This window comes from Sphingomonas sp. EU05-FHT14C10 (genome assembly GCF_058790595.1).
On sequence record NZ_JBYTEN010000008.1, the window covers coordinates 15,567 to 29,704 of the forward strand.

General features: G+C 61.9%; 10 protein-coding genes. 7 read left to right on the plus strand and 3 right to left on the minus strand.

Features of this window, described 5'->3' with window-relative positions; all coding sequences use genetic code 11:
* Positions 1-118 precede the first annotated feature (118 nt).
* The 5 genes from AC3WT0_RS09820 to AC3WT0_RS09840 all read left to right on the plus strand — a co-directional run bounded on the left by AC3WT0_RS09820 (position 119) and on the right by AC3WT0_RS09840 (position 7,681).
* On the plus strand, positions 119-3,181 hold the full coding sequence (locus AC3WT0_RS09820) for a heavy metal translocating P-type ATPase (RefSeq protein WP_492753341.1): 3,063 nt from the start codon (positions 119-121) through the stop codon (positions 3,179-3,181).
* Positions 3,182-3,296: 115 nt separating this feature from the next.
* Positions 3,297-3,788 (plus strand): signal peptidase II, encoded by a 492-nt coding sequence (lspA, locus tag AC3WT0_RS09825; protein ID WP_492753342.1) that lies wholly within the window; start codon positions 3,297-3,299, stop codon positions 3,786-3,788.
* Positions 3,789-3,948: 160 nt separating this feature from the next.
* Positions 3,949-4,821 carry an undecaprenyl-diphosphatase UppP gene (gene uppP / locus AC3WT0_RS09830; RefSeq protein WP_492753343.1) on the plus strand — a complete coding sequence of 291 codons (873 nt, stop codon included), beginning with the start codon at positions 3,949-3,951 and terminating at the stop codon, positions 4,819-4,821.
* Positions 4,822-4,978: 157 nt separating this feature from the next.
* Positions 4,979-6,271, plus strand: a complete 1,293-nt coding sequence (locus AC3WT0_RS09835) for a calcium:cation antiporter family protein (RefSeq protein WP_492753344.1) — start codon at positions 4,979-4,981, stop codon at positions 6,269-6,271.
* Between the two features lie 183 nt (positions 6,272-6,454).
* The gene (locus tag AC3WT0_RS09840) at positions 6,455-7,681 is read left to right on the plus strand and encodes an aspartyl protease family protein (protein ID WP_492753345.1); all 1,227 of its coding nucleotides are present in this window, start codon (positions 6,455-6,457) and stop codon (positions 7,679-7,681) included.
* A gap of 360 nt (positions 7,682-8,041) precedes the next feature.
* On the opposite strand, the gene AC3WT0_RS09845 is transcribed toward AC3WT0_RS09840, so the two are convergent.
* The 3 genes from AC3WT0_RS09845 to AC3WT0_RS09855 all read right to left on the minus strand — a co-directional run bounded on the left by AC3WT0_RS09845 (position 8,042) and on the right by AC3WT0_RS09855 (position 12,771).
* Positions 8,042-9,262 carry an MFS transporter gene (locus AC3WT0_RS09845; protein ID WP_492753346.1) on the minus strand — a complete coding sequence of 407 codons (1,221 nt, stop codon included), beginning with the start codon at positions 9,260-9,262 and terminating at the stop codon, positions 8,042-8,044.
* Positions 9,262-9,717, minus strand: a complete 456-nt coding sequence (locus tag AC3WT0_RS09850; RefSeq protein ID WP_492753347.1) for a MerR family DNA-binding protein — start codon at positions 9,715-9,717, stop codon at positions 9,262-9,264. The genes AC3WT0_RS09845 and AC3WT0_RS09850 overlap by 1 nt, the downstream gene beginning before the upstream one ends.
* A gap of 462 nt (positions 9,718-10,179) precedes the next feature.
* Positions 10,180-12,771 carry an NAD-dependent epimerase/dehydratase family protein gene (locus tag AC3WT0_RS09855; protein WP_492753348.1) on the minus strand — a complete coding sequence of 864 codons (2,592 nt, stop codon included), beginning with the start codon at positions 12,769-12,771 and terminating at the stop codon, positions 10,180-10,182.
* Between the two features lie 554 nt (positions 12,772-13,325).
* On the opposite strand from AC3WT0_RS09855, the gene AC3WT0_RS09860 reads away from it, so the two are divergent.
* Both AC3WT0_RS09860 and AC3WT0_RS09865 read left to right on the plus strand, forming a co-directional pair.
* Positions 13,326-13,688, plus strand: a complete 363-nt coding sequence (locus AC3WT0_RS09860; RefSeq protein ID WP_492753349.1) for a hypothetical protein — start codon at positions 13,326-13,328, stop codon at positions 13,686-13,688.
* Between the two features lie 101 nt (positions 13,689-13,789).
* Positions 13,790-14,125: a hypothetical protein gene (locus AC3WT0_RS09865; protein WP_492753350.1), complete on the plus strand. Its 336-nt coding sequence runs from the start codon at positions 13,790-13,792 to the stop codon at positions 14,123-14,125.
* The last annotated feature ends 13 nt before the right edge of the window (positions 14,126-14,138 follow it).

Sequence of the window (14,138 nt, forward strand, 5' to 3'; positions counted from 1 at the left end):
GGCGCTTGCGGCCTTTTTCTGAAAGCCCTTGATTCTGTAGCGACTACAGGGTGTAGAAGCCTCCTCCGGCATGGACGAAGCTCAGAGCCGAGCTGACCGGCGCAAACCCGAGGATACCATGAAAGCTGACGAATTGGACACGGCCGGAACGCGTATATGGCGCTTCAAGATCGATGGTCTGGATTGCCAGAACGAAGTTCGTGCACTGCGCGCTGCCTTGGGGCCAATCGTCGGAGAGGACAGGCTGTCATTTGATACCAGAGCGGGCGTCATGTCGGTGCGACATGACGATGCCGCAAAGATTGACCTTATTCCGGCAGCCGTTGCTGCCACCGGTATGGGCGCGCATCTTTTGGCGGAGCCGAGGCCACGTCTCGAATCGGCATTGCTGTTCAAGGTTGTCGGACTGGACTGCCAGAACGAAGTCGCGGCCCTCAAGAGGGAAATCGCGCCACTCGTGGGAGGAGATGCCTGGCTGGCATTCGACACCAGCAAAGGAATGATGACGGTCGCGCCACAGCGGCAAGCGACGGCTGACGAGATAATCAGGTGCATCGCAGAGGCTGGGATGCGCGCCTCGCTAGTTGCTGCCAACGAAGCGGAAGCAATGCTCTTCCGCATTCATGGACTCGACTGCAAAAACGAGGTGGCAACGCTCTCCAGGGAACTCGGGCCGCTTGTCGGCGAGGACAGGCTCGCCTTCGACACCGCGCGAGGCTTGATGACCGTGAGCCCGCAGAACCCGTCCGATCCCGACATGATCGAAAATGCTGTGGCGCGAACCGGCATGCGTGCCGAGCGATGGTCGCCGCCAGCGATTCCGCCTGGCGCGACCGAGCCGGCAGCAGCTCAGGACGGAGCCGCGTGCGGCTGTTCGTCAGAGGTGCAGGAGGCCGTCAGCCCGCCGATCCCGACCCACCTGTCCGATCAAGTCGTATTCCGGATTCATGGAATGGATTGTGCCGACGAGATCGCGGCACTGAAGCGAGAAGTTGGTCCACTCGTCGGAGAGAACAAGCTCGCGTTCGATCTTCTCAATGGGCGCATGTCGATCGACATGACACCCGATCCGGCGCTCGAGGCACGTATTGAGAAGGCAGTCGCTCACGCGGGCCTGAAAGCTGAGCCGTGGACCGAAGGGGACTCCAGCGCAGCCGCACATGCCGAAGAGCAGCGTAGGCGCGTGCAATCGTGGCTGACGACAGCAAGCGGTGTATTCACCGCACTAGGCTTTGCAGTTCATGCGTGGCTCGGAGGAGGTGTCATTGCGGCATTCGAGGCCGGCGAACACGCTTTGGGTTCCACCCCTCTGCCAAGCGTCATCCTCTACACGCTCGCAGTGCTGCTCGCGGCGCGCTATGTCGCGCCCAAGGCCTGGCTCGCCGCCAAGCGGCTGCGTCCCGACATGAATCTGCTGATGACGGTCGCCGTTGCGGGCGCCATCGGTATTGGAGCTTGGTTCGAGGCGGCCACGGTTTCATTCTTTTTCGCCCTGGCTCTGGCGCTGGAGGCTTGGAGCCTCGGCCGCGCGCGCCGAGCGGTTGCGGCCCTCATGGAACTCGCTCCGCCGACCGCCCGCGTCAGGCTCGAAGACGGCTCTGAGCGTGATGTCCCGGCGGCCGAGATTCGGGTCGGAACGCACATAATCGTCCGGCCGGGCGACAAGGTGCCATTGGATGGCCGAATTGCCGCCGGCGAGAGCGAGGTCAATCAGGCCCCGATCACCGGCGAGAGCGTCCCTCTGTTCAAAGCACAGGGCGACGAGGTCTTCGCAGGTACCATCAACGGCGAAGGCGCACTTGATGTCGTAACCACCAAGGCGGCGAACGATACGACGCTGGCGCAGATTATCCGAATGGTTGGCTCGGCTCAGAGCCGGCGCGCGCCGAGTGAGCAATGGGTTGAGAAGTTCGCCCGCATCTACACGCCCGTCGTGATGGCGCTCGCCATTGTGGTCTTTCTTGCTCCACCTCTGCTGCTGGGCGGCGCCTGGGATGTCTGGTTCTACCGGTCGCTCGTGCTTCTCGTGATCGCTTGCCCGTGTGCTCTGGTGATCTCGACGCCCGTAACCATCGTCGCGGCGCTCGCCGGAGCGGCGAAGCAGGGCGTCCTCGTAAAGGGCGGCACCCATCTTGAAACACCTGCTCACCTCAAAGCCGTCGCTATGGACAAGACGGGCACGCTCACCGAGGGACGACCACAGGTGGTCGAGATCGTGCCCCTCGATGGCCGCAGCGAAACGGAGCTTCTCCGCTTGGCCGCAGCTCTGGAGGCACGTAGCCAGCATCCGATTGCGCACGCCATCCTTGCGAAGGCGATCGAACTCAAGATAGCCACGGAACCTGCCGAGAGTGTCCAGGCGATAATGGGCCGAGGCGTTACCGGTCGTGTGGCCGGTCGCCAGGTCTGGCTTGGCTCGCGCCGCTATATCGAGGAGCGGGGTGTCAGCTCGGATATGGTTCTGGAGCGGGCCGATGCCCTTTCGAGTGCCGGTCGCACCATCGTAGCAATCGGCGATGAAGAGGATGTCTGGGGGCTCATAGCCGTCGCTGATGCCGTGAGACCGGAAGCAAAGGACATCGTTGCCGCGCTTCACCGCGCCGGCGTCAAACACGTCGTGATGCTTACGGGAGACAATCGGCCAACGGCGGAGGCGATTGCGCAGCAGACCGGCATTGATGAGGTCCAGGCGGAACTTCTGCCAGGCGACAAGGTCGCTGCGGTCGAAGCTCTGGTGCGGCGCTATGGGTCGGTCGCTATGGTCGGAGATGGTGTCAACGACGCGCCCGCGATGGGACGTGCAAATCTCGGTATCGCAATGGGGGCCATGGGCAGCGATGCCGCTATCGAAACGGCTGATGTGGCCCTTATGTCGGACGACCTCTCGAAGCTGCCCTGGCTGGTGCGCCATTCGCGCGCGACGCTCGCGGTGATCCGGCAGAACGTTGGCTTCTCAATTGCCGTGAAGCTGCTGTTCACAGCTCTGACGGTGATTGGTCTTGCATCCCTGTGGGGCGCCATCGCGGCCGATGTCGGCGCATCGCTGCTGGTTGTTCTCAACGGCCTGCGTCTGCTCAACCGGGATCAGGCCAGCACTCAGCGAGGTGGCCCTTCCGAGGGTCTCGGAATTGCGGCGCACCGGCATCAAGCCCGTGCGATCGCCGAAACCCCGCGGGCGTAGCCCAGAGTCCCCTTCGGTGCGAATTCGAGCCAGCGTGGATAGTGACCGCGGAGAGCGGCTAAGCAATGAGGACTGATTGATTGTGGCGGACCCGAGATGGACAAGACGAGCTACATTGGCCGGTGGTGCCCTCGCTGCTGCCCTTACGGTCGATGTCGTCACGAAATGGCTGATCATCAATCTGGTGATGGTGCCGCCGCACACGATCGAAATCGCGCCCTTTTTCAATCTGACACTTGGTTTCAACCCGGGTGTCAGCTTTGGGATGTTCCGTGAGCTCTTCCTTGATCGCCCAATGGTGCTTGCCGGTATCAAGCTGGTGATCGTGGTCGGTCTTATCGTCTGGGCCCTGAGAACGACAAGGTCATCCGAGACGATCAGTCTCGGTCTGATTGCTGGCGGTGCCACCGGCAATGTGTTGGACCGGATGCGTCAAGGTGCCGTAACCGATTTCCTCGATTTCCACGTTGGCGGCTGGCATTGGCCCGCCTTCAACATGGCAGATGCGATGATAGTGAGCGGCGTAGTCCTGCTCATCGCAAGCTCATTTTGGCCGACGGAGTCGTTGATCCTCACTCAGAAGCGGTCGAGCCGTGCCAGGCGCTGACGATGGCGCTCATCCATGCGTCTAACATGGTTCGGGGCACAGCGTTGAACGGATTGCTTTGCTCGCGCAACAGTCGGCTTGAGCGTCTGCCCCGATGTGCGGGCTGCGAACGCTTCCCCAACCCCTTTGAGCCGCCGATCGCACATCAGAGGAGCCTTGCATGACCGCAGCTTGTACGCAGGGCGTCGACACCGGATTCGTGGCGCTAGGCTATACTAAGGTGGCGGTGCTCGGAGTCGTCCAGGGGATTACCGAACTACTGCCGATCTCCTCGACGGCGCACATGCGGATCGTGCCTGCGCTGCTAGGTTGGCAAGATCCGGGCTCGGCTTTCTCGGCCGCCATGCAGCTCGCAGCGCTGGTGGCCGTCATCAGCTATTTTTGGGGTGACGTCAGCCAATTGGCCACGAACTCCCTTCGCGCTGTTGCACATCGGGATTTCCGGGACCGGCATTTTCGCTTCGCTGTTTGGATTGGCCTTGCAACTATCCCGATCGGCATGGCGGGCCTCTCCTTGTCGGCGACGCTGAACGTATGCGGTTCTCCGCTACGGACCCTCTCAGTTATCGGCTGGGCTTGCATCATTATGGCCATCCTTCTCGCGCTTGCGGAGATCTACGCCCGTCACCGACGAAAACTCGACGATGTGTCCCTCGTCGATGCAATGATTGTGGGCATCGCGCAGATCGGCGCACTGATCCCAGGAGTGTCGCGCTCGGGCTCTACCTTGACCGCTGCGCTTGCGCTCGGCTTTGAACGGGAAGAGGCAGCGCGGTTTTCGTTCCTGCTTGGCCTGCCGGCTATCGCTCTGGCCGGCTTCAAGGAACTGTGGGAGCTTCACAAAGCTCATCTGTCTTTTGATGGCTGGTCCATTCTTCTGGTCGGGCTCGTTGTGGCCTCCGTCTCGGCATTCTTCGCAATCTGGGGTCTGATGCGCGTGCTCGAGCGCTTTTCGGCTTGGCCATTCGTGATCTATCGAGGCGCGCTCGGCGTTTTTCTCATCTCGGTTGTCGCACTGGGTCGACTCGCCTGATCGGCGAATATTTGGAATTTTGCATAAACGCCAACGGCAATAGCAAGAAGTCAATATTCAGTTGGATACGAATAACGCGCCGAACGTAAGACTCTGATGCGGTGCTCGTTTTTAAGTCCCATAAATTTGACCTTAGCGCCAATTGAGGAGCTTTACGATGCAAACGACAGACCGGGCGGAGGCTACTTTTGGTCGGTTTTTCGCGTATTTCGGCGCGGCGCTAATCACAGCCATTCCGGCCGTCGCATTGCGTACAGCGGGCTGGCGACCCGATCCGCTGCTCGATGCCGCCATCTTTGGCTTCGCAATCCTGGCAGGAGGCTTCATGCTGTCATGGGGCGCCGAGGCAGCCGAGAAACGGGTGGGCCAGGGACTCATCATCGCTGCAATAGCCCTTGTGACGGTGCTTCCCGAATATGCGGTTGATTTTTACTATGCTTTCGCTGCGGGAAAGGACCCCGCGTCTAATTACGTTCACTACGCCGCCGCCAATATGACTGGAGCCAACCGCCTGCTGGTTGGACTTGCGTGGCCTTTGCTGGTGTTGCTCCATTGGCTTCGAACGCGCACACGCCGAATCGACCTGGCGCCATTAAATGCCGTGGAAATCATCTTCCTTCTGATCGGTAGCATTTGGTCCTTTATGATCCTGCTCCGCGACCAGATTGGGATCCTTGACACTGTCGTGCTGATCGGGGTGTTCGCGGCTTATGTCTGGCGGGTCAGCCATCTTCCCAAGGCGGAAGAGGACGAAGAGGATGAACCCGGCCCGGCAGCTGTGCTGACCACGCTTTCGTCAGCGCAGCAGTGGCTCTCCATGGGGGGACTGACGATCATCGCCGCCGTAATCATCCTCGTATCGGCAGAGCCGTTCGCCGAAGCGATGATCGATTCCGGCCGACGGCTTGGGTTTGATGAGTTTTTGCTCATTCAATGGCTGGCGCCGCTTGCCAGCGAAGCGCCGGCGGTGACAATCGCGGTGCTGTTTGTTCTGTCCGGACGTGCGGCGAACGGGCTCACGACAATGATATCCGACAAGATCAACCAATGGACCTTACTGGTCGGCATGCTGCCGTTGGCGATGAGCCTTGGCGCCGGCGAATTCGTAGCCCTGCCGCTCGATGCCCGCCAGCACGAAGAATTCTTCCTGACAGCAGCACAGTCGCTTCTCGGTATCGCCCTGCTGCTCAGGCTTAAGCTAAGCCTCTGGGGAGCACTCGCCCTCGCAGGGCTGTTCGTCATCCAGATTGCATTGGCGCTCCGCTTTACGGGTGATGAAGCGCGGACGATTGCCAGTCTGACATGGATGGCTTGGGGGTATCTCGCGCTCGCGGCCGCAATCGTGGCGTCGAACGCGAAGGCGTTTGGTCACCTGCTCCGCATTGGACTCTTTGGCGGTCGCCCTACCATGCCTCTGTCGACGAGCGCCGCGAAGGAGAACGAATTATGACTGGCAAAAAGATACCCGTCTTCTGGAAGTGCTCGGATGATGAGGTGGGCCTGCGGGGCGCGCTTCCTGGATCGGGGGCAGGTTACGACCAAAGCATAGCTAGATCGAATTGGCCTCGGGGGCGGGGCGCGGAACTTCGGTGAGTCCGTCGGACGCCGGCGCTAGCATGGGTGAAACGAAACGATGGCGGAACTGACGACGGCACCAGCTATTTCACGTCGGCTCGTTCTCGCCGGCATAGGCTGCATCGCGTCTTCCCTTTCGGCAGGCAGCATCAAGAGCATAAGGGGCAAGACCTTTTCCGAGACGATCTGGAGCGGATTTGCGAGCGCGCCGCGCTGGACACCCTTCGAACTTGCAACCGACGACACGATCATTGTGCGGGCACAAGCGGGCTCGTTGGATGTCGATGCGGTGCTCGACAGCGGGAGTGCGGTGTCGGTGCTCAGCAGCACGCTTGCCTCGCGATTGGCCATTAGCGGAACGGACGCTCGGGTGCGCGCGACTAGCGGCCGCACGGTCGTGAAGATCGCACATGACGTTCAGTTGACTCTGGATGGCCAACCTCGCTCGTTGCCCATGGTCGTCATATCCGATCTCTCGACCACATCTGCCGCGTTCGGCCGGCCGATCGATCTGTTGCTGGGATTAGATATGCTTGCTGATCGTGCCCTCGCGCTCGATTTCGCGGAGGCCCGTCTTGCCTTGGTGCCGACTGGTTCGTTCGCAGGCGGCAATGGATGGAGCGTGCTACCGCTCAAGCTCGGCACAGCTCACGAGTTGCTGGTTTCGGCATCCCTGGATGGTCTTCCTCCCGCGCCGATGATTCTGGATATGGGGAGCGGAATCGCGCTCATGATTTCGAGCGCGTTCGTCGGCGATCACCATCTGCTGGACCACCGCAAGGTATCCACAGTCGCCATCGGCGGAATGGAGGGAATGCACGTTGCGAAGGCGGCGATGATGGATACCGTCGCCCTGGTAGGGTTACCTGTCGCTGCCGTTCCTTCTGCCGTGGTTGAGAACTGGCTATCGACCAGCGCGGTCGCGAATATCGGTCTCCCGCTGATCGCACAGTTCGACGTCGTGATCGATATCACCGCTTCGCGGCTATGGTTGCGCAAACCCAAGCGGAGCCGCCACAATCTGCTTCTTAAGGATCGCACGGGCCTTGGTGTCGCTTCGCGATCGAGCGGTTTGACAGTCGTGCATGTCGCAAGTGGCAGTCCGGCGGAGCGGGACGATTGGAAGGCAGGCGAGCAGATCGTAGCGATCGACGGCGAGCCTGTCGGTCCCAGCTATACGCGCTCGCGGCTTTGGCGATGGCGCTACCGGCCAGCGGGTGCCGTCGTTTCGCTGACCTTGGCGGACGGTTCGGTCCGACGAATCAGGCTCACCGACTATTATTGACTGTGAATAACCCAGCCACAGCAGGATCGCGCCTGAGATCAGCCCGATCAGCAGGGCAAGACGCAGCCATCCGGGTGTGCAGACACGGCCTGAGCCACAGGCAGTGGCCGAACGCTGCATCCGCCAGAGTAACAGCGCACCGCCGGCGAGGCTGAGCGCACTCAGCCACAACAGGAGATCGCGGTATGGCGCCGTCGCCATTGCGATCCCGCTAAGCCATGCGGAGCTGAGACCGCCGCCGTGAGCAGGATTGGCAGTGCACAGCAAGACGCCACGCCGACGGCCGCGGCGAGGCCGCCCATCCCAGCGAGCGCCCAGCCTGCTGGTCGCGGTGAAACCGCGTCCAATGCCGTCGATGCCTCATACGCGTGCTCCCGTTGATCGGGGCGTAACAGGTGCTTCGGCGCGGAAGAGTTTAATGGCAATGAGGGCCAGCGCCAACTCGACTGCCCCGAACAGCCCCAGCGCCGCACCGAAGCCGAGACGCAGAAGCTCGCCAAAGAGAAGGCTGCCCAGCCCAAAGCCTGTAAAGAGCATGAACACGTTCAGGCCCATCGCCTGCCCGGGGCGCTGCGCGCTGAGCGTCGTCACGATGCCGGCGAACAGTGGCTGCGTCATGTCATAGCCGAGCGACAGCAGCGTCACAGCCAGCGCGGCAAGAACAAGCGGCATATTGAGGATCATCACCGCGCTTAAGATGGCGCTGATCGCGAGGCCGATCGGAAGAAGCCGGCCGCGGCCGCGGCGATCGGCGAGCCGGCCAATGATCGGTCCGAACAGGAAGCCCGGAATCCCATAGCCGAGCAGCGCCAGGCCGATACCCACCGGCCCGAGGCTGTAACGGTGTTCGAAGTAGAGCCCGAGCCAGGTAAACACGCCCGAGTGGAAGATCGAATTCAAGAAGACATATGCATAGGTGCGGCGTCCACGCTCGCTGCCCAGCAGCTCGCGATACCCACGAAACAGAACAGCGAGGCCGCCAGCGACCGGTTGCGCGGCGCCAGCGATAATCTCACGACAGGGGAGAAGCGCTAGCAGCACCGCCGCGCCGACCACCCCTACAGCGATGAAGATCCCCTGCCAGCCGATATTGGGTTCGAGTAATGCGCCGAAGGTCGAGCCGAACGCCATGCCGCCGGCCATGGCGCCGAACAGCCAGCCGAGCGGACGCCCGCGGCTCTCGTACGGAAACAGGCGACCGACGAGCACCAACGCGAGCGGCACTACGCCGCTGGCCCCCAGCCCGGTCAGGACCCGCCACAAAGCGAGCGTCTCCACCGAGAAAGCCGTGGCGGTAAGCAGGGTCAGCACCGAGAAGGCAGCGAGCGATCCGGCCATGATGCGCCAAAGTCCGAACCGATCGCCGAGCAGACCATAGACGAGCGTCGCCGCCCCATAGGGAATGAGATAGGCCGGGACGACCAGGCCGGCCTCCTGCGGCGAGACCGCAAAGGTCGCCGCCAACCGCGGAATGATCGGCGCGACCATGAAGGCCTGGAAGAAGATGATGAAGGTGGCGATGGCAAGTACCCGAAGCAGGCGCTCGCGCTGATCGACGCCGGAAACTATCGAGGCCGACATCAGGCATCTCCTCTGAGGTTGGAGCTGGTGTCGCAGGTGCCGTCGCAGGGCACCTGCGGCCCGGCCAGAGCGCTCATGACGGTGCAGACCTCGAGGCGGCCGTGGGCCGGGCAGGCAGCGATGAGCGACTGCAAGGCGTCGCCGATGCGCTGGAGCTGCTCGATCTTGCGCCTGACCTCGTCGAGCTTGGCGGCCGCCCGTTTACGAACTTCAGCGCAATCCGAGGCCGGGTCAGTCTTAAGGGTAAGTAGGTCGCGGACCTCGCGCAAGGTGAAGCCGAGTTGCTGCGCTTCGCGGATGAAGTGCACGCGCTCGATGATGTCCGGCGGGTAGCGGCGCATGCCGCCCGTCGGCCGTGGCGGCTGCTCGATCATCTTCTCGCGCTCATAGAAGCGGATCGTCTCGACGCTGACACCGGCCGCGCGTGCGGCCTTGCTGATCGGTAAGGCTATCATGCCGGTGATACTACCCTCCGTACCATGGTACGGAGTCAAGTCCTGATTTATCAGCGTGTGAGGCAGGATGCATGGCTCCGTCGTATGGTTGCACCCTTTCCAGCAATCCCGTCCAGACGGCCTTGAGAAAACGAAACGGTCCCGGCCGGCACAATGCTCCGGGCGCTTGCTCCGCAGCAGGCTCAGCGCAACGAGGGTGAGGCTTATCGCGATGCTTGCCGCGGCGGCGGGGGTGTCGGCACCGTCCAGCACGAACTGTGCTGCGGCCAGCCACGCTCCAAGCGCGACCTTGACGAGGCGAAGCGACCGCGCGACCTCGAGCCGCTCAGAAACGTCCTCGCCGCTCTGGCGGAGCGCGCCGCCGCAGCAGGAGCAACCCTTGTCCTCGACATTGACGATTTGCCAGCCAAAGAGACCGAGCGAGATTTCGCCTCATCGGCTTTCGCGACATTTTTGCAGAGGTCAGATCACGAACCTATCCCAGCCTGCATAATGCTCCTTGCTACGGGGCCCCCGCGGGACGCTCAGCGCGATAAGCGCAAGTCCGAGAAGGATGCTGATCACCGTCGCGACACTGTTCCCACCCGCCAGCAGGAAGGGCGCGGCAATGAGCCAGGCTCCGAACGCTGCATTGATGAACCGCAGGAGGCGCGCAACTTCGGCCGTTGCGATCACCGCGACGGTGATCGTGAGCGCGCCCATCAGATGATCACTGTTCGCCATGGCGCCTTCGGTGCCGAGCGTCAGCCGTGTCAGCATCAGGAATAGGCCAATCGCGATGCTCACAAGAAGCGTCCAGGGCAGCGTCACCCCGCGCTTCGCTTCCGACCAAGCCGCCTGGGTAGAGATCATCGCATCTTCGCTATATTCCTCGCCCCGATCGATTGCGTCGCCCTTGAAGAAGGTGCGGATCAGCGGCTTGCCGCGGCACTTGGACCAATAAAGGAACTGGCCCATCGCTATGATTTCGTCCAGCGCAAAGGGAATCATGATCAGCATGGCGAGCGCCGCGATCAGCGCGGGCGTGCTCCAGGTGCCGAGCATGATCGGCTGGATGATGATGAAATAGATGCTGGTGACCCCGAGCGGCACAACCAGGATGCCGAAAAAGGTCACCATCCACGGCATCGTCCGCCAGCGATCGCGCGTACCCATCACCGCCATCAATATCTCGATCAGATAGCTGACTGCACCCAGGCCTGCATCGGGGATCGGCCAGGCCTTGGACACGTAGGATGTGATGATCTCCTCGGTGCCGTTGCGCGGATCGCTCGGCGAACCGGCGAAGAACGGCTCCCAGGCCGAGCTGATGTGGCCCAACTGATAGGCTGTCAGATGACGCGAAATGATGAGGCCGATTACGCCCATCAGCACGATCGGAAAGCGCTGCGCCGCGGTCGAAGGCGAATAGGTCCAGCCGGGCGGAATGGATTTCGGGTCCATCATCCCCGCCATGCTCATCCCCGGCATCATCGGCACCAGCACCGAAAAGGCGATAACGAGGGCGCCGACGAGCATCTCGTTCGAATAGACCGCCGCGCTCGGCGCCCAGAAGATGAGCGGCGCGAAGAGGAGCCAGAGCCCGGCAAAGCAATTCGCCCATTGGCCAAACCACGCCGTTCGCTTGGGCAGCGACAGCAGGCCGAACACGGCGATGAGCAGGCCTATGGCGATGTCGTTCCAGGCGAGCGCCGCGCTGCGCCATTCGATCGAAGGAAGGCCGCGATCGACCGTGACGGCGCGCACAGCTTGGGGCACCGAAGCGGAATCGACGATGCCGAAGATGAATGGAGTCGATGCCAGCCAAAGGCCGAGGCCGATATTGGCGAAGTGGACCCAGCGCTTCTTGCGCTCATCCTCCTCCATCATAGCCATATGATCATGACCATCGGCCATCGCCATCTGGTCTCGCCCGACCTTGTCCGTCGAAGCGGCGTCGCCGTCATGGCCGCTATGGTCTGCGGCAGCTTTGTCTTTCGGTCGGGCAGGCGATTGGCCGTACCAGGCGACCAGTGCCGGATTGAGCTTGTTGGCCTTGTACCAGCCGGCGGGGTCCTTTTTGAGCGCCTCGACGATCATCGGCAACGTGCTGCGCAGCGAATGCGTCGGCGTCCAATCGAGTAGCCCTTGCGCGCGGGTGATGTCGAGAATGTAATGGGCATTGCTCTCCTCCACCATCCAGGGCTTGATGAAGGCTTCGCCTTCGGTCGCCTCGCCTTGCAGCCATGCGCCTACCTTCGCGATCGGCTTGGGAATCCGCAGCGTCGTCCAATCCTCGCCATGCAGGGTTCGGCCGACGATGTCCTGGGTCTCGTCATATCCCAGTGCGTCGGGCTCGCCGATCAGAAGCGGAAGCTCGGAAGGCAATTGCTTGCGCCGCTCGATGGTGCGGGAAACAGCATCGGTAAGGTCGTCGAGATGCACGAAGGATTGTGCAGTACAGAGCATGCCCGGGTAGAGGTGCGCCGTGAGCCGGTGCTCGTAGATGCGCGAGATTTGCTGTGCAAGGAACGGTGAATGACCGAGGTCGTCATAGACGCCGGCAATCCGCAAGAAGACCACCGGTATCTCGCCATGGCGATCACGCAGCAATGTCTCGGTCCGCACCTTCGATTCCGGATAGGCCCAGCTCGGCTCGACCGGAGAGTCCTCGTTGATGCGCTCGTCCGGTTGATAGGTCGGACGATGGACAAGCATCGTGCTGGCGAACAGGAACTGTTCGACTTTGAACGCCTGGAGCGCCTCAATTAGACGGCGCGTGCCTTGGACGGTGATCTCATCGTATAGCGGATTGGGTTCGCCGGATATGTCGTAATAGGCGGCAAGATGGACGACCGAGGCGATCCGATCGCCGAAGCGGGAGCGTACAGTCTCGAGCGCCTTTTGAACCGACTCATCGCTGCTCATATCGACATCGATCGTTTCGGCGGGTGCCGGAGCGTTTGGCAGGCCGGGCCGATCCAATCCGATCAATGTGTAGGCACCAGCCAGCTTCTTGATGATCGCGCCACCGATGAACCCGCTGCTGCCCGTGATGAGGACGATATCAGCCATATCCACGCTCCTTTCTCTCCGAACGTGGTGCGCTCTCCGGCGCACCAGATATCGCTATCTGGGTCCCGACCGAAGATATTTGATGAGTGCCGCTGCTGCGAGCAGAAGGACGACGACAATGAGGAGCCAGACCAGGCCCATGCCGATCATCATCAGTCCGCCACCCCCGCCCGTCATCATTGCCATGCAGTTCGTGTCCATTGCATTCGTCCCATTCCCGACAGTTCTTTTGCCGCGGCGTTCCGTCCGGCGGCATGTGGCTTGTTTGCGTCCTGCATCCCCGAAGAAGCCGCCAGGGGTTCCGCGATTCCTCGATCGCAGTCAGGGCCCAGAGCGGCGGGAGCGTGGTTAGGCTGCACCCCCGAAACAATTGAGCCGATCAGACGTTCCGTGAAGCCCAATTTGGCCTGCCCTCAAGTGACAGCCCAGCGCGGCCGAAGGGGTTACTCTACAGGGATCTGCCTTTGTCATGCTTGCCGAAAAGCGCGTCGGATCGGGCAAGGAAGCGCGCGGTTAAACTTGACGAACCTATTCGTGAGGCAGAGAATGGTTTTATGAGACAGGCACTCAAATTTGTGCTGGTCATAGGCGTTCTGCTAGGGCTTCTCGCGCAAACCGCCGTGGTGACCGCGAGCCCTGTTGATGGCATGGTCGCGGCGACCGGAGCGCCGATGACTATGTCGGCCGACTGCCTCAAGATGATGAAGAGCAAAGACGGGAAAGCGCGCCCTTGCGAGGGAATGACGCTTGCCTGCATTGCCGGCATGGGATGCCCGATCACCTTTACGCTCAGCAGCGGACCCCGGCCGGTTGGCACGCCGATACTCACCTATCAGCCCGGCCTGTGGCAAATTGTCTCCAGGCTGGAGGGCCGATCGGTCCAACCCGAACCCCATCCCCCGAGCCCCTTGGCCTGATAATTCGCTAGGCGAGCCTTCCCGCGGTTGGGCAGCGCGGAGCGCTTCCCACGCCTCTTGCGGTGGTTCGCCGTAGGTGATCCCAGTCAAGGAGAGGACTCATGAAAACTTTGACATTCATCGCTTCGGCTGCAGCATTCACGCTGCTCATGGCCGGTTCGGTTCCGGCGACGGCGCAGTCCGACGTTCAGAAACCATCGTCGAGCAAATGCGAGTGGCAATCGCAGCAACAGCCCGGTCCGCGCGCGCCACTGCGTGCGCCGATCTGCAAGAAAGTTGGTGATCTGCGTGAGCAGCGGACGGACAGGCGCGGACCGAAGTGCGATCCGTCTTACACTGGCAAGACCGGTCACTGGATCTGGCGGGCGCGGCCGCAATATGGCCCGCGCGCGCCCTTGCTGGCCCCGGAGCGAGTCTGGGTCGAAGCGTGCTCGTAACATGATGGCTATG